Here is a 21,908-nt window from a genome sequence, read left to right as displayed (position 1 = left end):
GGCTCAAGCCTCGATCATGACGCGGCCATTCTCGACCTTCGTCTTGTAAGTCTTGAGGTTCTCGCAGGCCGGTGGCGTCTCTACTTCGCCGGTCGTGAAGTCGAAAACGGAAGCGTGCTTGGGGCATTCCACCGTATTGGCCATGACGAGGCCGTCAGCGAGGTGAATCTTCTCGTGCGTGCAAAGCCCGTCTGTGCAGTAGTATTCATTCGCGTCGTTGCGGAAAATCGCGAAGGTGCGGCCGCCATGATCGAAGCGTTTGGCTTCTTCGGCTTCTATTTCGTTGGCGGCACAGGCGTTGATCCAGGGCATGGTGTCTTCCTTCAGATGGCTTGCGGTTTGAAGTCGGCAGGGGCGGACGGCATGACGCCTTGGAGTAGCGCAACGGACTTTTCGAGCCCGTCGAGCGAGTTCAAAAGGACATCCTCATGCTCGATCGAGAGCCAACCATCGTAGCCAGCCATCTTCAGGCGATAGCAGAATTGCCGCCACCACTCCTCGCCGTGGCCGAAGCCCAGCGTGATGTAGCTCCAGGATCGCGCCGGAATATTCATCAGGCTGCCGTTTTCCAATAGAGAGGTCGTCGCCTGCACCGGGCCGTTCAGCATCGTATCCTTGGCATGAACGTGGTAGACCGCCTCGCCCAACGACTGAGCCGCCGCCAGGGGATCAGCGCCCATCCAAAAGAGGTGCGAGGGATCTAGGTTGGCGCCTACGACCGGGCCGACCGCCTGCCGCAATTTCAAGAGCGAGGGCACGTTGTAGACGCACTGGTTGCCGTGGAGTTCCAGCGCAATGCGCTCCACGCCATTCTCCTGAGCCAGCGCCACGATGTCGGTCCAGAAGGGGATTATCTTCTCTTCCCATTGATATTTCAGGATGGTCTGCGTTTCCGGGGGCCACGACGAGACGACCCAGTTAGGCATGGCGTCGGAAGCTTTGCCGCCAGGAAGGCCACTCATGGTGCACACGGTCCGGATGCCCATTTCCCCGGCCACGCGAATCGTATCTTTCAACCCCTGACCCTGGGCTGGGTCGGTTGGATGCAGCGGATTGCCGTTTGCATTGAGGCTGATGATTTCCAACCCGCGCTCCTCAAACGCATTGATGAAGCGCTTCTGGCCTTCCTTATCGCCCAGTAGGGACGAGAGCGGGAAATGCGGTGCGGTGGACCAGCCGCAGGTGTTCACCTCGACGCCATCGACGCCCATGCGCTTGGCATGGTCCAGCATCGTCTCGAAGGGAAGGTCGCCTAGACTGTCGGAAACGAAACCCAATTTCATGCATAAAACTCCGGCTTTTCGATCATTTGCACGGACACGTTGCGCCCTTCGTTCAGCGCCTTCACGCCCGCCTCGGCAACGGTGGCAGCGCAGTAGCCGTCCCAGCAATCGGCGGCGGTGCCGGGGAACTCGCCGGTAGTTACGAAACGAAGGAAGTCGCGATTCTGCCTGCGGTAGGCGTCGGCGTAGCGGGTCCGCCAGTCTGCATCGTAGCCCGTGCTCTGGGCGAGCGCCGAATCTAAGCGGGTGTAGGCGACATTGTTCATCGCCACAGCACCCTGCTCGCCAATAAGCTCGGCGCGCACGTCGTAGCCATATGCGGCATTGTTGTTGATCTCGATGTTGACGAGTTGGCCGTCAACTGTCTGGAGCACCATGAAGACTGGCGCGACAAGTGCATCGGAGCGCTTCGGCTGGAAGGCCGAGATTGAAGCGTATTCAGTGTCGAGTACGTAGCGCACCACGTCGAATTCGTGCGGGGCGGAATTGGTGATGGCCATGGCGCCGGTGAAATCGGCCGCTGGCGTTTCAACGTTGCGGTGGAAATTGTGCATCATCAGCGGCCGTCCAAGCCGGCCACCTGATAGAGCACGTTTCATTTCCTGGTAGGAGCGGTCGTAGCGGCGCATGAAGCCGATCTGGACGAACTTCGCACCCGCCTTCTGTTCAGCCTCCATCACTGCGACACATTGGGCGGACGATGGAGAAAGAGGCTTTTCGCACAGCACGCGTTTGCCGGCCGCGATACAAGCCTGCGACAACGGCGCATGCGTGAAATCGGGGCTCGCGATGATCACCGCATCCACGTCGTGCCGTGCGATGACGCCTTCGGGGTTGGTGGAGATGTCGGAGGCGCCAAGGGCATTGGCGACCGCTCGGGCACGCGCCTCGTCCCTGTCGCACACCAGCTGGAGCGTGGCGCCGGGGAGGTCCTCGGCGACTATTTTAGCATGGTCTGCGCCCATTAGGCCGGCGCCAATCACGGCAATGCGGGTTGTCATGTATTCTTCTGCCTTTTTTCTGAGTTAACGGCCGCCGACCCTGGCAATCCTAAGGCGTCGGTTGATGTGGAGGCGGCGGATGCCGCGCTTGCTGAGGGAAGCCTATCGACTCGTTCGCTCCTCAACTACTTCCAGAGGCGGCGGATGGCCTTCGTGCTCATCCATATAATTTTCGATCTCGGCTTCGAGGTCGGCCATGGTCTCGCCGCCGGCCATCAGGTCGGTGATCTCCTCTCGTGTCTTTTCGTGCTTGCGGAAATCCGCGGCGATGGCACCGCGGATGAGCACGGCGAAATGGTCGCCCACAGCCATCGCGTGCATCACCTGGTGGGTAATGAAGATGACCGCGAGTCCGCGGCGCTTGGCTTCGTTGACGATGCGAAGCACGTGTGCCGCCTGCTTGACGCCGAGCGCCGCGGTTGGCTCATCGAGGATGAGGACGCGGGCCCCGAAATGAACGGCGCGTGCAATAGCCAGGGACTGACGTTCGCCGCCCGACAGGCCGCCGACCAGCCGGTCGCCATCGTCGATGCGCGTGATGCCGAAATCTTGCACCGCTTTGACCGCGATTTCGTTGGCGCGCTTACGGTCGTAGAACTTGAACGGGCCCCAGCCCTTCGTTGGCTCCAATCCCACGAAGAAAGACCGGCCTATGCTCATTAGCGGGAAAGTGCCCCCGAATTGGTGCACCGTGGCAATGCCGCGCTCTTGCGCATCACTTGGCCCGTTGAAGCTAATCGGCTGGCCGTCCATCAAGATTTGGCCGCTGGTGGGCATGAAGACGCCCGCTAGCGTCTTGATCAGGGTGGATTTGCCGGCACCGTTATCGCCCAACAGGCACAACACCTCACCTTGGCGCACTTCCAATGAAATGTCGTGCAGCACGTCGATCGCGCCGAAGGACTTGTTGATGTTCTTCAGTTCGAGAATGGCAGGTTTGTCGCTCATGACGCGTTCAGCCCTTTTTCGCGGGATTGGCCTTCAATTTCATAAACTTCTCTCAGTGCTTGGCGGCACCTCCGGCGGGCTTCGCGCCCCTCCGGGGTCTGTACGACAGGGCTAACTCGCGGAAGGACTGGTTCATCAGCACAGCCACCAGGAGCATCACACCGATGATCAAGTTCGACCAGTTGCGGTCAATCTGGGTAAAATAGATTCCCTGACTCACAATGGCGAACGTGACTGTACCGACGAAGATGCCGATCACCGAGCCGAAGCCGCCGGTGAGAAGCACGCCGCCCACCACCACAGACACGATCGCATTGAAGATGAAGCTCATTCCGCCGGAGACTTGGGCCGAATTGAACTGGATGGCTTGGCACATACCGACGAATGTGGCGCTGACGGCGGACAGCACGAACAGCGCGATGGTCATGCGGCCCGTCGGAATGCCTGCATTGCGGGCGCTTATGCGGTCGCCGCCCATGGCGAATAGCCAGTTGCCGTATCGAGTCTGATGCACGACGAAGCCGACGATCACAGCGATAATTATCCACCAGACTATGATGACCTGGTGGCTGCCGCCGATCAGTTGGCCGAACAGAAATTTGGCCCAGCCTGGCGCGGTGACCGCCACGCTGGCATTGCCGGTCAACAACACCGAGGCGCTGAGCACCACGCCCTGCATGGCGACCAGCGTGCCGAGCGTAATGATAAGCGAGGGCACGGAAGTGCGGACGGTCAGCAGGCCGTTGACGAGGCCGACCATCACGCCAACCGCGAGCGCGCCCACGATGCCGACCATCATGGGCATGCCGTAATAGCCGGTGAGGATGGCGGTGGTCATTGAGCCCGCTGGGATCAACGCACCGATGGAGATATCGAGTTCACCCGAGATCATCAGGAGGCCGAGAGGAATGGCGACAATGCCGAGATTGGCGGCGAAGTTGACCCAGCTGGCCGCACCGACGAGGGTCCGAAGGTCGACACCGCCAAAAATGACGAAGAACAGTACGACACCGACCAGGCTGAGGATCGAGCCCGCATCGGGGCGGCGCAGAAAAGCCTTGATTGCATCAGTCATGGCTGTCCCTCACGCCTTCTTCGCCGAATAGCTGAGAGCCAGCTGCCGGAAGGTGTCGTTGGTGAGCACCGCGATCAGCAAAAGTGCGCCGATGATGATGCTTCCCATGTTAGGATCGATACCGGTGAAGTAGATTCCCTGGTTGACGACTGAGAAGGTGATCGTGCCGAACACGATGCCGACGATTGAGCCGAAGCCGCCGGTAAGCAGCACGCCCCCTATAACCACGCACATAATGGAATTGAAGATGAAGGACCCGCCTGCCAGAACCTGCGCGCTTTGGTAGACCATCACCTGGCTGACCCCGACGAAAGCGGCGCTAAAGCCGCTGAACATGAACAGGCCGATTGTAAGCCGGTTGGTAGGAATACCGACGTTGCGCGCGCTTACCTTGTCACCGCCGAGTGCATAGATCCAGTTGCCAACCGGCGAGACGTGCAGCATCCAGAATGCGCTGACGATGAAGGCCAGCCACCAGAGAATTGTGACTTGGAACATGCCGCCGAGATACTGGCCAAGGATCGCCTTGGTGAGAGCGTCCGGCACCAACGATACACCGGTGCTGCCGGCGATCATGACGGTGAGGCCAAGCGTGAGGCCCATCGTGCCGAACATGGTCCCTATGGTAATGATGAGGGACGGGATGATGGTTCGCGTCACAAACAAGCCATTGATGAATCCGACGGCGAGGCCCATCCCGAGCGCAGCCAAGATGCCGAGCCAATCTGGTAGGCCATAGTGGCCGGAGATGATGGCGGCGGTCAGAGAGGCGGCGGGAATGATAGCGCCAACCGATATGTCCAGTTCGCCGGCAATCATCAGCAATCCTATCGGAAGGGCGATAATGCCGATCTCAGCCGCGACGTTGAGCCAGCTGGCCGTACCGGCTGCTGACAGAAAGCCACTGCCACCGAAAAGTCCGAAGAAGAGGAAGACTGCGGCCATGCCGAGGAACGAGCCCGCCTCGGGCCGGCGCGCCAGACGGCCGAGCGCCAGTGCATGACGAGCGGGCTCTGACGTTGGGGCTGCGGGAGATATCACTGGATGCGCCGTCATAATGGATCCGCTAGCAAGCGGGCGGCCGAACGCGGTCGCCACATTACAGGGATGGAAGGGCCGCTCGCTTCTTCGCGAGCGGCCTTGGTTGAGGACTTAGCGCGTCCCAGCCTTCACGCCCGCAATGGTGGCCTCGACAGTGCTCTTGTCGATTATGCCGGGGCCGGTGAGAATTTCGCGGGTCGGCACGGTCAGGCCGTAGTTCACCTTGCCATTCAGAATCGCGACGGCGAGGTAGCCCTGCAGGTATCCCTGCTGGTCGATGGCGCAGGCCTGTTTTCCCTCCTTCACGTTATTCAGGATGGTCTCGTCGAAGTTTATGCCGCAGAGCTGAACCTTGCCGTCTTTCCCGGACTGCGTGATGCCGTTCATGGCGGAGTTGGCGTCAACGTTGCCGATGGTGAACACGGCGTTCACGTCCTGATGTTGCAGCAGATAGGCCTTTACCGCCTGGGCCACAGCTGTAGCCGAGCCGAAGGACGTGGCGGGCAAGGGCAGGACGTCGGCTTCGCCGCCGCCATTCTTCATCCCTTCTTTGAAGCCACCACAGTAAGCCTCGATATTGGCCGCACCCGGGAGGGTGTTAATGCAGACGCCTTTCTTGCTGCCGGCCTTGGCGAGATACTCGCCGCCGGCGACGCCGCCTTTGTAGTCGTCAGAGCCAACATAGTTCATGGCGCCGAGGCGATCGGCCGCTTTCAACCCGCCGGCATTGTAAATCACTAGGGGAATGCCAGCATCCACGACTGCCTTGAACGCAGGGTCCATCGCTTCCGGCACCCAGTCTGGACCGACAATGGCGTCGGCCTTCTGGTCGATTGCCTGGCGGATCAGTTCGGCGGCGTCCACGCCCAGATTGTCGTAGTTCTGGGGCCCGAGCCAGGTGACCTTGCCACCCTGGGCTTCGACCACCTTGCCCGCGTCTTCGGCGCCGCGTTTGACGATTGACCAGAACGGGTCGTCCGGCTTGCCGCCGATGACGAAGATGTTGGCGGCAAGCGTCGCGCCAGTGCTAAATGCTGTCAGCACCGTTGCCGACACGAGTGTCTTGAATAACGTCACAGTCGTCCTCCCAGGTTTCACCCGCCTCGCGGGTGTTGAAATTAAGTTCTACTGTCCCGCCCGCCCGCTCCTCTCAGGCACATGCGGGACGGTGTCGTTCCGTCACTCTGCCGGCATGTCAGAGGCCGCGCCGCGGGCTTCCTGCTTGGCGCGCCGCCTTTCCTTCTTTTTGAGGAAGCGCGTCTTCATCGCGTCGTCGGCTTCCTTGCTACCGTCGTGCCAAGTACCGAACAGCTTATCGAGGGGCACGAGGCCATCACCGCCGTAGTTCACCTCGAAGTACTTATGGTGCAGGTAATGCACGTAGGAATGGCTATCGAGATTCATCTTGTCGGTGAGTTCGAATGTCTCGAAGCCAAGATGGCCGTTGACTGCGCCGAAACCGGCGCCGTGCAGCGTGAAATAGGCACAGACCGGGTTGGATGGGATCAATAAGTGCAGCCAAGCCTCGGCATGGTACAGGAAACCCTCGACCGGATGCATGGACAGAGACGACCACGGGCTCGGGTTGATCGAGTTGTGGTGGACCGAATGCACCCATTTATAAAGGGGTGGCCAATGGATCGCGCGATGCAGCAGAAAGAAATAAACCTCGTGCACAAACGGTCCGATCAACACCAGGAAGGACAAGTAGAGCCAATTGGTTGTCCAGGGCAGCCAGGCCGCCCAGCTGTTGGCATAGACCCACAGCATCATGATCTCGACCACGGTCCACAGCGGGATGGTCACAAAGAAAGACCGCAGGAAATTGTCTAGGTTCTGGCGCTGGAACCAGAAAACGTCGGACGGCACATCAGACGGAAATTTCGCATTGTATTTGAAGCGCGTCCCCTGCCGGCGATGAACGTAGTAGCGCAGCTCGAAGAAACCATAAAACAGGAAAATGCCGGCGGCGTTCAGACCGTATAGCCAGAAATAGTTGAGTAGCGACAAGCTTGCGAGGCTCTGCCAGCTCGGGATGAGCAGGTTGACCCAAAGGATCGCTGTGGCGATGTGGAAAGCGTTCCATGGCCAAAAAAAATCGGGAATCCAGGCAACCACCTTTTTTGCATTGAACGGACGATGCCACAACGGCGCCGGCTCTGCACGGCGGTGCGGTGCCCAATTGCCGCGTTTGTCGCGTGTTCCATACTGAAGGTCATCCATCGTAACAGCACCTCCTTGCCCGGATCAGTCGTGTGCTTGCGGGTCCAGTCGCCCCGGGGCTCATCATCAAATTGAGCCCTAGCTCGGCACGTTTTATATCGGAGGGTTGATATTTGTAGAAGTCGAAAATAATATCAAAATGACATTTGTATCATTTAGCTTCAATCATGATGATACAAAAGAGGGTTAACATTCATGAAACGGCCGACAATTCGCGATCTCGCTACCGCGGCAGGCGTATCTACAGCGACTGTAAACAGAATTCTGAGTGGGACCGTTTCCGTACGCCCGAAAACCGTTCAACGCGTCCAAAGCGCGGCGGAAGAAATAGGGTTTTACGCTATCGGAGCGATTGATAACCGGGCCCGTCAGCTATCGCCCCAGTACCGATTAGGTTTCCTGCTCCAGCAGTCCACCCGCGACCTCTACCAGCTGTTCGGGAAGAAAATCGTCGCCGCCTGTCGCGATCGTCGGGACGAGGTGATTGAACCTGTCGTCGACTTTGTGGATCTGCTGACGCCAGAGACTATCTCGAGCCGCCTCATCGCGCTCGGCGACGCATGCGATGCCGTCGCGGTGGTCGCCGCAGATCACCCGATCATTGGTCAGGCCATCCGTTCATTGAAGGAGATGGGGAAACCAGTCGTTTCTTACATTACGGACCAATCAGCGCCGGAACGGGCGGCGTATGTGGGCACCGACAACTGGAAACTGGGGCGCACTGCAGCCTTCCTGATTACCCAAACGACCCATGGTCCTGGTCGCATTGCGGTTTTCATAGGGAATCATCGGTATCAATGCCAAGACGTCGCAGACGCTAGCTTTCGCTCCTACTTGCGCGAGCACGCTCCAAGGCTCACGGTGGAGGAAAGTCGCCCCACCCACGAGGAATCGAGCGAGGCTTACCGAATGGTGGCCGAGTTGCTGAAGGCGACTGACGATCTTGTGGGAATTCTGATCGTCGGCGGCGGAATAACCGGTGTACTTCGCGCACTGAGGGAGGTTCCTTCCGAAAGGCGGTCGGGGATCAAGTTGGTTTGCCGTGACATTGGCCCCGAGACCCGAAAGGGATTATCTGAAGGGTTGATCACCGCAGCCCTTTGTCATCCGCTGGAGGCGATCTCTGCACTTCTTGTGCAGACAATGATTGATGTCATGGGACCACAAGCACCGTTCGCTACGCTTCAGCGGTCCATACCTTTCGAAATAGTCACGCCGGAGAATATTTGAGACAAATATCTCGGCGGATGAATCAGGAGATCCCTCGGGATAGCTCAACCGGTGCAAGCTTCAGACTGCCAATTCGCGCTTCCAGCAGTGAACGCGCAAATGCGCATCCCGACCCCGACCGTATCGATCCGTCAAGCGGTCGACCGCAATGCTTCGCCGCCGAGGTCGCGGTAAAGAATGATAGGCCCAGCAACTGTCAGATCGCCAACGTTGGCAAAGCATCGTCAGCTAGCGGTCAGCGTCAGCCATCAACTTTGTGATCTGAACGGCACCAAAGGCTCCTTTTCGACGAGCCGCCGTCGTACGACATACCTTGCCTAGACACAGGTTGTGAAAACGCGTGATAAGGTCGGCCCGCGCTAGACTCAAAGATGGCCCGGGGCACCAGAAGATGGCACACCGCATGTGCAACGCAATGCTTGGCTTCGCGGCGCTTGCTTTAGCCGCGTGCCAATCGGCTCCTGAAACGCCGCAACCCGCCACTCTCGAACCTGCGTTAGAACCTGATAGTATTCCTTCACAACCTGCCTTGGATCCTGGCGCTGTTCCTTCCGGCTCAGCGATCTTAGATCAATCCGTGGCGGTCACTCCCCCTGGCAAGGGCGTTCCAACAAAGTATGCTGCTTTTTCGGGTCTATGGGCCGGACAATTGGACGGGATGTATGACGCCAAACTTGCCGTTCAGACGATTTCTTCCAATGGAAAGGTGACGGTCACCTATGCGTGGGGAAATCTGGGCGACAACTATCCGGGAGAGGCCGCCGGCGCTGGAAGAATTGTAGGGAGCACGTTGAAGCTTGAGCGCTTACCGAATGGCGCGGACGTCAGTTTTGTCATGCGGCCCGACGGGGCCCTGGCCGGAACCGTTACGCTTGCCGGCCAGACCTACACGGGCGCGTTCCTCAAGCAATAATCAAAGACGCATCTGAAGGGCTATGCAGAGGGCCAGGCGACTGTTCCATATTGCAGTTGCCTGTTGTTACCGGAGTGGAGGGCCGTTCAAGGCCCAAACTGGTCGTCTACGACACTGGCGGACATCTTCTGGTTGGACGGCAGCAGGATGTTCGCATCGCAGTTCGCAGGTTCCTAGCTGGCGCCGGCCTCATCTCGTCATCCGACAGACCAAGACGGTGATACAACATCCGCTTGGGGCAGTACCGCTTCACAGCTCGTTCGTTGCTGTCGCCGATCGAAGGAACAATCGCACGGGGAGGGGCAGCGCATCATGCCGGCGCTCGCCTTCGTAGCCGGTTGTGAGCTAAAAGATTGATATGATCCGGGACTAACCGTTCATAGCCTAGGCGCGGCTCCGATTTGTCTTTCGGGACCGCGCTGGAGACAGTTCCGGTTGAACGGCAATCCAAATCTGTTCCCCTCTTTTTCTTGACCGTGCCTGACAAGTCGGGGCAGGCTGACGTGACTTCTGTTCTGACCACCATCTTCTTCTCGTGCGCAACGGTGGCGGTGGATCCGGCAATCACAATTGCTGCACAAATAATCGTCAATCTCATTGCATTTCCCCCTTAGAGCGCACCGCAAAAAATGTCGTCGGCTGTCTTGAGACAGTGGCGGAGACGGTACTCGCGCTTGGCCGGTCGATGCGGCTTCCGGCTTGATAAGATTGTAATTACATTAACTACAGCGCAAGTAATCATTTCGGACTAGGAACGGGCTCACGCGCCTACCACGTTGAAAGCCCTTCGATGGAAAGCGGCTGAGCTGCGGCGAAAAGGGGGGCGTTTCAGCCTTTTCCGTCATGCTCCGCTAGGGGGCCGACGGTGCCAAGACCTATAACGCCATAGAGGGCTCGGACGGCCCATCGGCCTCGCCGTCGATCTGCCGCGCTGAGGTCGAGCCGTGCATGAATGCGCCGAAGATGCTGCGCCCCATGCCGGCAATGCCGTGGCCGAGGAACCAGAGCCGGTAAAGAAGGAAGGCATGCCCATGGTCACCACGACGCGAGAGGTGCGGCCGCGAAGCAGCGTCTTGGTAAATCCGCCACCCTTGCCCGGATAGGCCACCGCGGCCACGCCGACGACAAAATCGACGCTGATTGTCAATCTAACCCGCCGCGATCAAGACCGTGCTTTCTGGCGACCAGCTCAGCACGACGTCCTGACCTTCCGCCAGCCTGCCAGCGCCGGTGTTCTGCACAATCACCTTGAGCGTCTGGCCGGCACGCTCGACAAAGTAAGTGCTGCTATTTCCGGCGAAGATGCGTTTGGACACTTGCCCTCGCAGCACATTCGTGTTGGCCGCATCCGGAGCCTCGGCATCAATGAAGATGCGGAGGCGTTCGGGCCGCACGGCGCAGCTTGCCTTGGCGCCAGCGGCAAGCTTGGCACCCGCGCCAGCGGCAATCGCTGTGCCGTCCGGCAGTCGGATGCCGTTGCCCGTGCTGTCGCCGCGAAGGATGTTGGCGTCGCCCAGGAAAGTGGCGGCAAACTCGCTCTTCGGCCGATCGTAGATCTCCTCGGGCGAGCCTTCCTGCACCAGCTTGCCATCGCGCAGAATGCCGATGCGGTCGCTCATCGTCAGCGCTTCTTCCTGGTCGTGGGTGACGAAGATGGTGGTGATGCCGATCTCGCGCTGGATGCGCTTGAGCTCGATCTGCATGTCGACGCGCAGCGCCTTGTCCAGCGCGCCGAGTGGCTCGTCAAGCAACAGCACGCGCGGCCGGATGACGATCGCGCGAGCGAGCGCAACCCGTTGGCGCTGGCCGCCGGACAGCTGGTGCGGCCGGCGGCCGCCGAGCCTGCCGAGTTGCACGAGGTCGAGTGCGCGCTGTACCTCGCTGGCAATCACCGCCTTGGGCTCGCCGCGCACCGACAGGCCAAAGGCGACATTGCCGGCAACGCTCATGTTGGGAAACAGGGCGTAGTTCTGGAACACCATGCCGATGCGCCGTTTTTCGACTGGCACCCGTTCGACGCTCTCACCACCTATGGTGATGCGGCCGGAATCGGGAAAGTCGAAGCCCGCGATTTGTCGCAGCAGCGTGGTCTTGCCGCTGCCTGACGGCCCGAGCAGGGCATAGAAGCCGCCATCGGCGAAATCGATAGACACATCGTCCAGCGCTTTATGGGCACCGAAAGCGCGCGACACGTTCGCTACTTGGACGCCAGCCATTACTTCTCTCCGCCGAATTTGAAGGAGCGCGCCGTCAGCAGCATCAGTGCCATCGACACGACAATGATGATTGTCGAGACTGCATTGATCTCTGGTGTGAATCCCTTGCGGATCGCGGCGTAGATTTCGACCGGCAGCGTCGTCTGACCGGGCGTCGACAGGAAGTAGGATACGACGAACTGGTCGAAGGACACGGCGAAGGCGAACAGCCCTCCGGCGATGACGCCCGGCATGATCCAGGGCAGCGTGACGCGGTTCGTCACTTGCCATTGATTGGCGCCGAGCGAGCGCGCCGCCTCTTCCAACTCGGGCGCGAAGGTCTGCAGTCGCGCCGACACCACGACGATGACATAGGGCAGTGCAAGCGCGACGTGCCCGAGCAGGATGGCGAACAGGCCGCGCCCAATGCCGACGCCGAAGAAGAAGATCAGCATCGCCGTGCCGGTTATCAGCCACGGAATGGCGATTGGCGGAAACAGCAGCGCCTGCAGGAATTTCTTGCCGCGAAACTCATAACGGTAGAGCGCCAGTGACGCGGCCGAGCCAAGCACCACGCAGATGATGGTGGTGATGACAGCGATCTCGAGGCTGTTCCAGGTTGCTGAGATGAGCTGGTCGTTCTGCCACAGCGAAGCATACCATTCCGTCGTCCATTCGAACGGCAGCTGGTAGAAGGGCGAAACGTTGAAAGACATTAGAGCCATGATGATGATGGGCAGATAGAGGAAGGCAAGCAATAGCCAGATGTAGAGGCGGCCGAGCCATTCGAGGACCCGTGTCGTCGCCATCACGTAGCCCTCCTCAGCACCGGCGAGGCAACCGCCAGGATGACCAGCACGACGGCCAGCAGGATGAAGGAGAGCGCAGCACCCAGCGGCCAGTTGAACACGGCGACGAACTGGTCCTCGATGACAGTGCCGTAAAAGGTGCCGATACGGCCGCCAAGGATGCGCGGCTCCATGAACGAGCCAACGACCGGGACGAAGATGAGCGCTGCGCCCGCCACTAGCCCCGGCATCGACAGCGGAATGATGACCCGCTTCAGCACCTGCACCCGCGAGGCGCCGAGCGAGCGCCCGGCCTCGATCAGCGAGTCATCGATGGCCTGCAGGGTCAAGTAGCAGGTCAGCACCATGTAAGGCACGTAGGAGTGCACCAGCCCGATGATGACGGCCGGATAAGAATACATCAGGTCGATGTTGATCTTGAACGGCAGCACGGCGTTGAGCGCGGTGTCGAGAATGCCTCCTTCACGCAGCACCATCGCCCAGGAGAAGATGCGCACCAGCCCGTTCGACCAGAACGGCAGGATGACGAGCAGGAAAATCGCCTCTCGGCTGCGGCCTTTCAGCACCTTGGCCAGCACATAAGCGGCGGGATAACCGATGACGATGCACCACAGCGTCACCTCGAGGCCGAGGCGCAGCGAGGCCAAAAGCAATGTCAGATAAAGGCTTTGTGAAAAGAAGGCGGCATAGTTTTCAAGCGTGAATGCCCACGGCTTTCCCGACAGCGGCAGGTCGGTCATGAAGGAGAAGAAGACCATGGCTGAGAGCGGCAGGAAGATCGCAACCGTCAGCCAGAGATAGGCAGGCGCCAGCAGCGGCAAGGCCGATCTCAATCCGCTGCGCGACGCGGCCGCAACCTGTGCTGCCATGACATCCTCCTCCCAGGATGGGGAAGCATCAGCCGACATGTTTGGTCGGCTGATCCCGGCTTCTGCTGTTACTTCACGTCGACCTTGAGCTGCTGCCAGAGCGACAGATAGGTTTCGCGCTGGGCGTCTGTGATCGGCGCCTGGAACTGAATGCGCTTGGCGACTGCCGGGTCACCCATCACCTTGCGGTTGAACGCATCCCCGGGAAGTGCTTCTACAGCCTTGGTGTTGGCGGATACCGGGGCTCCGACCTTGGTGACCCATTCGACATAGAACTTCGGGTCGATCATGTAGTTGATGAAGGCTTGCGCCCCGGCGACGTTCTTGGAACCAACCGGAATGGAAAAGGCGTCAAGCCAGGCGACGGCACCCTCCTGGGGAATGACCAGCGAGACCGGCAGCTTGAAATGCGTCTTGGCGCGGTCGGCCGAGCCGCTCCAATAGGTGCCGATGTCGATCTGGTTGGAGGCAACCATCTGGTTCCAGTCGTTCTCCGAGCTCCAGAACGTCTTGATCTGCGGCATCAGCGAGGTCAGCTTCGCCTTGACCGCCTCCATGTCCTTGACGTCGTTGATGTTCTGGCCGGTAGCGATGGCGCCGAACTGCACGGCCTCGACGGCATCGTCACGGATGGTAACGCGGCCCTTGTGGGCGGGATCCCACATTTCGGCGATGCTCGTCGGCGGCTTATCGAAGGATTTTTCATTGATGGCGAGCGCCGTCAGCCCCCAGACCCACGGCACGCCATAGACCTTGCCGTCATGGACGAGCATCGGCGATCCGGCCTTGTCCTTGCTGATGTCGGGAAAGTTCGGCAGCTTGGACGTGTCGATCGGCTGGATCAGCTTTTCCGCCATCGCCTGGTCGTTGAAGGCGGCGTTGATCATAACGACATCGTAAAGGCCGGGATTGGTCCTGAGCTTGGTCAGCATCTCCTGTTCGGAATTGAAAAAATCGTTGACGACCTTGTTGCCGGTCGCCTTCTCGAAGGCTTCGATGGCCCACGGCTCGTCGGCGCCGTAGCCCTTCCAGTTGAGTACGTGCACCTCGTCGGCCTTGGCGGCAAATGCGAGTGCGGAGGTGAAGACGGCGGTCGCCGTCAGCAGGGCAGTCAAGTCGGGCATGCGCATGTTCGTTCCTCTCTGTGTTTGCCCGCTTCCCGGGCTTTGTCAGGCTGTCGGGCGTTTGGCCTCTTGCTTCCGGCCATGGAGGCCGATCGGCGGACCGCCGGCATGGCTTAGGAATGTCTGGATCTCGTGGTCGGTCGGCGCTGATGAACCACCGTGGCGGGTGACGGAAATGGCCGCCGCCGCATTGGCGTAGCGCGCTGCTTCAAAAGGCGGCACGCCGCGCGCCAGCGCACTCACGAAAGCGCCGATATGGGTGTCGCCGGCGCCATTGGTGTCGATGGCGTCGACCTTGAAGCCGGCACTCGTTTGCGCCGAGCCATCGGCCAGCCGTATGTGGCAGCCTTTCGCTCCGGCGCGAATAACGACGCCGACGGCCTTCGGGGAGTGGTCGCTAAGAAGCCGTGACGCGAGTGTCTCGACGCCGCCCGGACCGGCAATCGCGGCCGCTTCCGTCGTGTTGCAGCTCAACCAGTTGGTGCGGGCGAGTATCCGCGACAGGATAGGGCGGGGAATGTCGACGACGACAGGTGTCGGGTCGAGGACAAGCGGTGTGTCGGCCGGAAGTGCCTCGATCCAGTCGACAAGCGCGTCTCGGCTTCCCGGATAGCTAAGCGTATAGCCGGAGGTGAACACCCAATCCCCCGGTGCGACCGAGACGGGCGCCATCATGTCAAGGCTGAGCAAGCTCTCCGCACCAGGCCACGAGACGAAGGTGCGCTCGGCATCGCTGCTGATCATGGCGACGCAATTGCCGCTGTCCATGACGGGCGATGGCGGCGTCAGTGTCTCGATCCCCTCACTGGCTAAGGCCGTGCGCAGGAAGTCGCCATTGGGTCCGCTGCCGAGCTGGCCGCCGAACACCACCTTCATGCCGGTGCGGCTGGCCGCGGCCATCATGTTGAAGCCGCCGCCGGCGACTTGCGTGTAGCTCGACGCCGTCTTCTCCGTACCCGGCGCCGGCAAGGCGTCGATGCGATAGACATAGTCGACCACCGTGCTGCCGACATGGACGAGACGCCCACTCATGCCGCCGCATCCTTGCCGGGACCGGTCCTGTCCGCACGGCGCTTGGATATACGGGCCGCAACAAGGTCGGCGGTGAGCGCGCCAACCGCCGCTATGTCGATGCCCTTGAGGTCAGCAATGCGGTTCTGAGGCAATCGGGAAAAGCCGGTGCAGGCGCCGGCCATGCCGGTCGCGATGGCGCCGATCGTATCGGTGTCGCCACCGAGATTGGCACTAATCACCGCCGCTTGCCAGGGATCACCGCCGGCGATTTCCAGCACCGCGAATGCAGCCGGAATGGACTCCTGACTGGCGACGCCGGTGCCGACCAGATCGGTGATCAGCCGGATCGCGTCCTTCGTCGCCTTGCCGCGCACAAGCTCCTGCGCCCACCCAATGCGCGCGGCAATGTCACCGCCGGTCACCCAATGGCCGAGCGTTGCTCCGCCCCTCGCCGCGGCGATGGCGCTGTCGGAAGCGGCGCGCCAGTCGCCGCCGGCGACGCCGCGGCTGACGGCCGCCGCAACGGCGGCTGCGGCCGCAATGGCAATCGAGGTGTTGTGCGTGGCCCGGCAGGTCTCGGCAACTTTGGCGACCAGCGCGTCCAGCGGCTCTGGCGGCATCATGATGCCGACCGGCGCAATGCGCATGGCCGCACCATTTGTGTCGCCGCTGCGCCCCGCTTCCTCGGCCGGCACGCCATTGTTGATGGCGTCGATGGCGCGTTTGGTCGATGGTCCCAGCAGATCGTAGCTGCCGCGCGCTTTGACGTCGCGCTCCCAGTCGAGCAGCGCGTTGACCCACCGCGTATGATCGAAGCGGTTACCGGATTCGACCAGGATACGGCCAAGCAGAAGCGCCTGTTCGGTGTCGTCGGTGATCGTTCCAGCGGGAAGCCCCTTCGACACCGGATGGTCGGCGAAAGGAGCAATGAAGCCCTCTACATGGGCGTAGAGTTCGGCAATCCGGGCCGGCGACAAAAGCTGCGTCGGCATGCCCAGCGCATCCCCCAGTGCCCCGCCGACAAGCGCCCCCATGGCCCGATCAGTCATATTCCCGGTGTTGTCGTCCGGCATCACTCAGAACCTCATATGCAGCGCAAAATGCGCCGGGTTGAGCAGGCTGGTCACATATTCGATCGGCCGGTCATCGGCGGCGCGGGTCAACCGGCGACCGCGAAGGAACGGCGTGCCTTGCGGGCAACCGAGGATTGCAGAGTCCTCGGCGTTGAGCATTTCGATGCCGACCCATTCCTCGCCATGGTCGGGAATGAGGCCCGCGCCGCGCAGCGTCTGGTGCAGCGAGCCTTCGCGCAGGCCGCGCAACGGCACATCCTCCAGTTCCGGCGATAATGGCAGGCGGCTGCGCTCGATGGAGATGGCGTGGCCGTCGCTGGCATTGGTGCGCACCCGGTCGACAGCGATGAAAAACGGGTTTTCTATACCAAGCAGTGCGGCAAGACCGGGGTCCTCGATCACCTCGAGCCGCAGCGTCCGCGTCTCGGCGTTGGCGCCGGCGTTGGCGAGCGCCCGCGACCAACCGATGGAGTCATCAACGGGCTTGCCATCGAAGGTGACGAAAGAGCCGATGCCGACTTTGGTGGTGATCAGCCCGCGGTTGGACAGTTCCTCGAGGCCTTTGCGGACGGTGTTGCGGCTGACGGAGAAACGCTGGACGAGCTTGTTCTCGCTTTGCAGCCGGTCGCCGAAGCCGAGAACACCGGAGCGGATTTCATGTTCGAGAACGGTGGCGATCTGTTCGGGTTTGCCCGTGCCGGGAGACAGTTGAACCGAGCGCCGCTTCATATGGTACCTGTTCAGTGAGCCTGTATAATCCTGTTCATATCACGGCAGGCTTGTCAACGAGTGCCGCATGGAGCAGTTCGTGATCCCGAGTCCGGTTCAACAGGACGGCATAAGGAGCGTCAGCCTAGCGCCGCCGCAGCCGAGACGCGGGATCGACCGCTCCCGTCGAGGGGCGTCGTTTAGCAGGAGCTCGCGACCAAGGTGAATTCCAGGATCGCAGTCGGATGTGGGGAAAGGATGCCACACAACGCACTAGATACGGCGCACGACGGCCGCCTCGCCATCGTTGATCTCGCGGTCGCCGCCTGGCGAGGCCGTCAAACTACTCCTGTCGAGTGAGGTGAATTACGAAGGGAAATTACCAGCCCGGACCCGCGAGAGGCAGGCGTGTCTTTCGAGAGTTGGAAAATCTTACAAGTTTCGTCGGTCTGCTGCATTCTTCTTAAACATGGCCAAGACAAGCCGCTTGCCTTCGCGCACACTGTCTTCGAGCGGCTTCGCCTTCGCCAGATGCGCCGCAATCGCGCTAGCCAGCATGCAACCCGTCCCGCGCATTGATGCGACAAGACGAGGTGCGTCGAAGCGGATTGGTTCTTGATCCGAACGCAACAGAATATCGGTTGATCGAGGTCCTGATGCGTGGCCCCCTTTGATCAGCAGGCCCGGCACGCCGGCTGCCAGCAACTTCCGTCCCAGTCTCACCGCGTCGCTCTCGTCGGCTGGCGGTTCCGCACCAACAAGGAGCGCCAGCTCGAGGAGATTGGGGGTCACAAGGCAGCAAAGCGGCATCAGATCGCGCCTCATGGCAGCGATGGCACCTGCTTCCAGAAGCCCCCGGCCGGAGCTCGAGGCCAGCACCGGATCGAGCACTGCCGGCACCTGCGGATTTTCGCGCAGCACGCCGGCAATGGCAACGACGATCTCAGCCGTTGCGAGCATGCCGATCTTAATTGCCGCCACCTTGTTGGCCTGCAGCGCGGCGCACATCTGATCGGCCACAAGATCGGGCTGCGAAGGATGGATTTCCATCACGGCTTCGTGCGTCTGCACCGTCAGCGCTGTGACAGCCAGGCAGGTGCGCACGCCAATGGAAGAGATCGTCTCGATATCACGTGCAATTCCAGCCCCACCGCTGGAGTCTGATCCGCCGACCACGAGCACATGCGGTTCTCGCCTCAGCGCCATGGCTTTGTCTTTTCGATCCATTCTCGCGTGCGCGCTTCGGGATCGGCATTCAACGTGATGTCGGTGACCACCGCCGCGCTGTCCGCACCAGCCTCGAAGACACCGTCGAGCCGGTCGGGGTTGAGGCCGCCGATGGAGACCAATGGGATCGGCGCCACCCGATACTTCCACTCGCTCATCCGCTCGAGCCCTTGCGGCGCCCATTTCATCTGCTTCAGGATGGTGGGATAGATGGGGCCGAGCGCGATATAGTCGGGCTCGGCAGCGATCGCCGTTTCCAGTTCGAGATGATCGTGCGTGCTGAGCCCGAGCTTCAATCCGGCGTACTTAATCGCCAGCAGGTCGGCCGCGGCCAAATCCTCTTGGCCGAGATGGACGAAGTCGCAGCCTTCCTCAATGGCGAGCCGCCAATAGTCGTTGACGATCAGTTGGCAACCATGGACCGCGCAGACGTCGTTCGCGCGGCGGATTTCCGTCCGCAGCGTGGTCTCGTCCCTATCCTTGATGCGCAACTGAACCAGCTTGACGCCAAGTGGCACCAGCCGTTCGATCCAGGCGGCGCTGTCGACGATCAGGTAGAAGGGATCGAGCTTCATGAGAAAACCGCCCTGCCGAATGTTGGTGTCGATGGCACCGCGACGTCGCGGGGTTCGAGCATCCCCGAGCTGAAAGCTTCTCGACCGGCCTCGACCGCCTTGCCGAACGCACACGCCATGCCGACCGGATCGGCCGCCTTGGCGACCGCTGTGTTCAGGAGCACGGCATCAAAGCCGAACTCCATGACTGTTGCCGCGTGCGATGGCCGTCCGAGACCAGCATCCACGATCAGCGGGACATCAGGGAAATGTCCGCGCATCGAGCGCAGCGCCATGATGTTGACCGGCCCGAGGGCGGAACCGATCGGTGCGCACCAGGGCATCAAGACCTTGCAGCCCGCCGCAAGCAGCCGCTCGGCGACGACAAGGTCGTCGGTAGTATACGGGAACACCGCAAAACCGTCCTCGCACAGGATGCGGGCGGCTTCGAGCAGACCGAACACGTCCGGCTGCAGCGTGTCGTGATTGCCGATCACTTCGAGCTTGATCCAGGGCGTGCCGAAGACTTCGCGCGCCATTTGTGCGGTCGTGACCGCTTCCTTGACGGAGTGGCAGCCAGCAGTGTTGGGCAGGATTCTGACACCAAGCGAGCGGATCAACGACCAGAATTTTTCGCCAGCCCTGCCGCCTGCCATTTCACGGCGCAACGAGACGGTCACCACCGAGGTGCCCGATGCCCTGACTGCATCGGCAAGGATGGCCGGCGAAGGATATTGAGCCGTGCCGAGAAGCAGGCGGGAGGGAAGCGTCGTCCCGAGAAGATCGAACATGCTAGCCTCCCTGCATGGGCGAGAGGATTTCGATCCGGTCGCCGTCGTTCAATTGGAATTCCGCCCGGCTGGCTTTGTGCACGAGGTCGTTGTTGACGGCGGTCGCGAGCCAATCGCCCTCATAGTCAAGCGCGGCAAGCAGCTCGGCCAGCGTGGTGGCGGCAACCTCATGCACTTTGCCGTTGACCATCAGTTTCATGAGCAAGCTCCACGGGTTTGTCGTGATTGAAGACAATTTCGCCCGCCAGGCGCGCCATGGCGGAGGCGAGAAGAAAGCCATGGCGATAGAGCCCGTTGATCGCGACGGTGTCTCCGCTCATTTCGACGCGCGGCAGATTGTCGGGAAAGGCTGGACGGACGCCGACGCCGGCTTCAACGATCTCGGCCTCGCCAAAGGCCGGATGGAGGGCATACGCAGCACCCAGAAGCTCCATCATCGAACGCGCCGTGACCGGTCTGGCGGACTGGCTTTCAATCATCGTCGCACCAATCATGAAACGGTGGTCGGTGCGCGGCACTGCATAGAGTGGAAAGCGCGGATGCAGCATCCTGACGGGGCGCGACAGCGAGAAGTCTGGCGTGTTTAGGATCAGCATTTCGCCGCGAACGCCGCGAAGCCTGTCATCGACGGCGGCCATCCCCGGGCAGTCGATCTGACGATCGAAACCGGAAACATGCCGGGCGTCGGTGCCGAAGTGGAATTTGACACCCATGGCTGCGAGCTTGTCATGAAGTGCTGCCATCGCCTGGCGCGGGTCGAGATGAGCCTCATCTGGGAAGAGCAGTCCGCGCCGGAAGCGGCCGGCGAGGTCGGGTTCCAGGAGCGCAATTTCGTCTTCATCGACACGCCGATGGCCCGACGTGCGGCTGGCGAAGCGGTCGAGCTCGCCGGCATCACGCGGGGGGGCCACGACAAGTGTTCCGCCTCGTGTCACCTGACCCGGCAGCACCGCATCCCACCAGTCGGCGGCGTCACGTCCAAGGTCCAGCACCGGCTGCTCGGCGCTTTCACGCTCGCACCATGGCGCCAGCATGCCGCCGGCGAACCACGACGCATTGCCTCCAAGGCCATGCCGGATCTCGGCGACAGTGACCGTCGCGCCGCGGGCGGCGAGTTCGAAGGCGGCGGTGAGGCCGGCGACGCCGGCCCCCTTTATCAGCACCTTCATGATGGCTTACCTGGCTGAGGCGTGAGCGGTGCGCCGGTCTCGTCCGCTGGCACGTAGAGATCGCCGCCCTCGCGGTATTTCGCCGCCATCGCCGCCATGCCCTCTTTCTGTGCCTCGGCGCGGATGTCGTGAGAGATGCGCATCGAGCAGAATTTCGGTCCGCACATCGAGCAGAAATGCGCCAGCTTGTGCGCCTCCTTGGGCAAGGTCTGGTCGTGGAAGGACCGTGCGGTTTCGGGGTCGAGCGACAGGTTGAACTGGTCCTCCCAGCGGAACTCGAAGCGCGCGCGGGAAAGGGCGTCATCCCTGACTTTCGCCGCCGGGTGGCCCTTCGCCAGGTCGGCCGCGTGCGCTGCGATCTTGTAGGTGATCACGCCGGTCTTGACGTCATCGCGGTCGGGAAGGCCGAGATGCTCCTTGGGCGTGACGTAGCAGAGCATGGCCGTTCCGAACCAGCCGATCATCGCCGCGCCGATGCCGGAAGTGATGTGGTCGTAGCCCGGCGCGATGTCGGTCGTCAGCGGTCCAAGCGTATAGAACGGCGCCTCGCCACAGACGGCGAGCTGCTTGTCCATGTTCGCCTTGATCTTGTGCATCGGCACGTGGCCGGGCCCCTCGATCATCACCTGGCAATCTTTCGCCCAGGCGATCTGCGTCAGCT

At 61.2% G+C, this 21,908-nt stretch carries 24 protein-coding genes; 2 read left to right on the top strand and 22 right to left on the bottom strand.

The genetic code is table 11. The features are described from left to right. Positions 1-3: 3 nt before the first annotated feature. From NKI17_RS00120 to NKI17_RS00085, 8 genes are all read right to left on the bottom strand, one after another. Entirely contained in the window at positions 4-312 is a 309-nt protein-coding gene (locus tag NKI17_RS00120) for a MocE family 2Fe-2S type ferredoxin (protein ID WP_023674304.1), read from the bottom strand. 11 nt (positions 313-323) lie between these two features. After that, positions 324-1,283, bottom strand: coding sequence for a sugar phosphate isomerase/epimerase family protein (locus NKI17_RS00115; RefSeq protein WP_352698350.1), 960 nt, complete (start codon positions 1,281-1,283; stop codon positions 324-326). Then, positions 1,280-2,284 (bottom strand): Gfo/Idh/MocA family oxidoreductase, encoded by a 1,005-nt coding sequence (locus NKI17_RS00110; protein ID WP_352905229.1) that lies wholly within the window; start codon positions 2,282-2,284, stop codon positions 1,280-1,282. The genes NKI17_RS00115 and NKI17_RS00110 overlap by 4 nt, the downstream gene beginning before the upstream one ends. A gap of 102 nt (positions 2,285-2,386) precedes the next feature. Further along, a complete protein-coding gene (locus NKI17_RS00105) occupies positions 2,387-3,232 on the bottom strand; it encodes an ATP-binding cassette domain-containing protein (RefSeq protein WP_352457196.1) in 846 nt (281 codons plus the stop codon). Positions 3,233-3,284: 52 nt separating this feature from the next. After that, positions 3,285-4,307, bottom strand: coding sequence for an ABC transporter permease (locus tag NKI17_RS00100; protein ID WP_023674309.1), 1,023 nt, complete (start codon positions 4,305-4,307; stop codon positions 3,285-3,287). 9 nt (positions 4,308-4,316) lie between these two features. Then, positions 4,317-5,252: an ABC transporter permease gene (locus NKI17_RS00095; RefSeq protein WP_023674310.1), complete on the bottom strand. Its 936-nt coding sequence runs from the start codon at positions 5,250-5,252 to the stop codon at positions 4,317-4,319. Positions 5,253-5,459: 207 nt separating this feature from the next. Beyond that, complete coding sequence (locus NKI17_RS00090) at positions 5,460-6,425, bottom strand: sugar ABC transporter substrate-binding protein (protein WP_031211128.1); 966 nt, start codon at positions 6,423-6,425, stop codon at positions 5,460-5,462. 102 nt (positions 6,426-6,527) lie between these two features. Beyond that, the gene (locus NKI17_RS00085) at positions 6,528-7,571 is read right to left on the bottom strand and encodes a sterol desaturase family protein (RefSeq protein WP_352635153.1); all 1,044 of its coding nucleotides are present in this window, start codon (positions 7,569-7,571) and stop codon (positions 6,528-6,530) included. A gap of 195 nt (positions 7,572-7,766) precedes the next feature. Here NKI17_RS00085 and NKI17_RS00080 point away from each other — a divergent pair, with 195 nt between their 5' ends. Both NKI17_RS00080 and NKI17_RS00075 read left to right on the top strand, forming a co-directional pair. Further along, on the top strand, positions 7,767-8,801 hold the full coding sequence (locus NKI17_RS00080; protein ID WP_352905228.1) for a LacI family DNA-binding transcriptional regulator: 1,035 nt from the start codon (positions 7,767-7,769) through the stop codon (positions 8,799-8,801). A gap of 391 nt (positions 8,802-9,192) precedes the next feature. Then, positions 9,193-9,714 (top strand): hypothetical protein, encoded by a 522-nt coding sequence (locus NKI17_RS00075; RefSeq protein ID WP_352635151.1) that lies wholly within the window; start codon positions 9,193-9,195, stop codon positions 9,712-9,714. A 310-nt stretch (positions 9,715-10,024) separates the two neighbouring features. Here the strand turns inward: NKI17_RS00075 and NKI17_RS00070 are convergent, their stop codons facing one another. The 14 genes from NKI17_RS00070 to NKI17_RS00005 all read right to left on the bottom strand — a co-directional run. Beyond that, positions 10,025-10,312 (bottom strand): hypothetical protein, encoded by a 288-nt coding sequence (locus tag NKI17_RS00070; RefSeq protein ID WP_352905227.1) that lies wholly within the window; start codon positions 10,310-10,312, stop codon positions 10,025-10,027. A gap of 550 nt (positions 10,313-10,862) precedes the next feature. Beyond that, positions 10,863-11,930 carry an ABC transporter ATP-binding protein gene (locus NKI17_RS00065; RefSeq protein WP_352905226.1) on the bottom strand — a complete coding sequence of 356 codons (1,068 nt, stop codon included), beginning with the start codon at positions 11,928-11,930 and terminating at the stop codon, positions 10,863-10,865. Then, complete coding sequence (locus NKI17_RS00060; protein ID WP_352905225.1) at positions 11,930-12,718, bottom strand: ABC transporter permease; 789 nt, start codon at positions 12,716-12,718, stop codon at positions 11,930-11,932. Before NKI17_RS00060 ends, NKI17_RS00065 begins: the two co-directional genes overlap by 1 nt. Further along, on the bottom strand, positions 12,718-13,587 hold the full coding sequence (locus NKI17_RS00055; protein WP_352905224.1) for an ABC transporter permease: 870 nt from the start codon (positions 13,585-13,587) through the stop codon (positions 12,718-12,720). The genes NKI17_RS00060 and NKI17_RS00055 overlap by 1 nt, the downstream gene beginning before the upstream one ends. Before the next feature lie 68 nt (positions 13,588-13,655). After that, positions 13,656-14,717 carry an ABC transporter substrate-binding protein gene (locus NKI17_RS00050; protein ID WP_352905223.1) on the bottom strand — a complete coding sequence of 354 codons (1,062 nt, stop codon included), beginning with the start codon at positions 14,715-14,717 and terminating at the stop codon, positions 13,656-13,658. A 39-nt stretch (positions 14,718-14,756) separates the two neighbouring features. Continuing rightward, positions 14,757-15,743, bottom strand: a complete 987-nt coding sequence (locus NKI17_RS00045) for a PfkB family carbohydrate kinase (protein WP_023674321.1) — start codon at positions 15,741-15,743, stop codon at positions 14,757-14,759. Next, positions 15,740-16,798, bottom strand: coding sequence for an ADP-ribosylglycohydrolase family protein (locus NKI17_RS00040; protein ID WP_352905222.1), 1,059 nt, complete (start codon positions 16,796-16,798; stop codon positions 15,740-15,742). Before NKI17_RS00040 ends, NKI17_RS00045 begins: the two co-directional genes overlap by 4 nt. 3 nt (positions 16,799-16,801) lie before the next feature. Further along, on the bottom strand, positions 16,802-17,527 hold the full coding sequence (locus NKI17_RS00035) for a GntR family transcriptional regulator (RefSeq protein WP_023679209.1): 726 nt from the start codon (positions 17,525-17,527) through the stop codon (positions 16,802-16,804). A gap of 411 nt (positions 17,528-17,938) precedes the next feature. Beyond that, a complete protein-coding gene (locus tag NKI17_RS00030) occupies positions 17,939-18,712 on the bottom strand; it encodes a hydroxymethylpyrimidine/phosphomethylpyrimidine kinase (protein WP_023679208.1) in 774 nt (257 codons plus the stop codon). Beyond that, positions 18,703-19,308, bottom strand: coding sequence for a thiamine phosphate synthase (locus NKI17_RS00025; protein WP_023679207.1), 606 nt, complete (start codon positions 19,306-19,308; stop codon positions 18,703-18,705). Before NKI17_RS00025 ends, NKI17_RS00030 begins: the two co-directional genes overlap by 10 nt. After that, positions 19,305-20,078 (bottom strand): thiazole synthase, encoded by a 774-nt coding sequence (locus tag NKI17_RS00020; RefSeq protein WP_023679206.1) that lies wholly within the window; start codon positions 20,076-20,078, stop codon positions 19,305-19,307. Before NKI17_RS00020 ends, NKI17_RS00025 begins: the two co-directional genes overlap by 4 nt. A gap of 1 nt (position 20,079) precedes the next feature. Then, positions 20,080-20,277: a sulfur carrier protein ThiS gene (thiS, locus tag NKI17_RS00015; RefSeq protein WP_023679205.1), complete on the bottom strand. Its 198-nt coding sequence runs from the start codon at positions 20,275-20,277 to the stop codon at positions 20,080-20,082. Next, a complete protein-coding gene (gene thiO / locus NKI17_RS00010; protein WP_023679204.1) occupies positions 20,246-21,247 on the bottom strand; it encodes a glycine oxidase ThiO in 1,002 nt (333 codons plus the stop codon). Before thiO ends, thiS begins: the two co-directional genes overlap by 32 nt. Beyond that, the coding region (locus NKI17_RS00005; protein ID WP_352905221.1) for a phosphomethylpyrimidine synthase ThiC at positions 21,244-21,908 on the bottom strand (665 nt) is incomplete at its 5' end. The genes thiO and NKI17_RS00005, both read right to left, overlap by 4 nt.

This window comes from Mesorhizobium sp. M0816, assembly GCF_040320005.1.
Taxonomy (GTDB): Bacteria; Pseudomonadota; Alphaproteobacteria; order Rhizobiales; family Rhizobiaceae; genus Mesorhizobium.
Note: the sequence above shows the minus strand (reverse complement) of the source record. Positions and strands in the feature narration are given on the sequence as shown.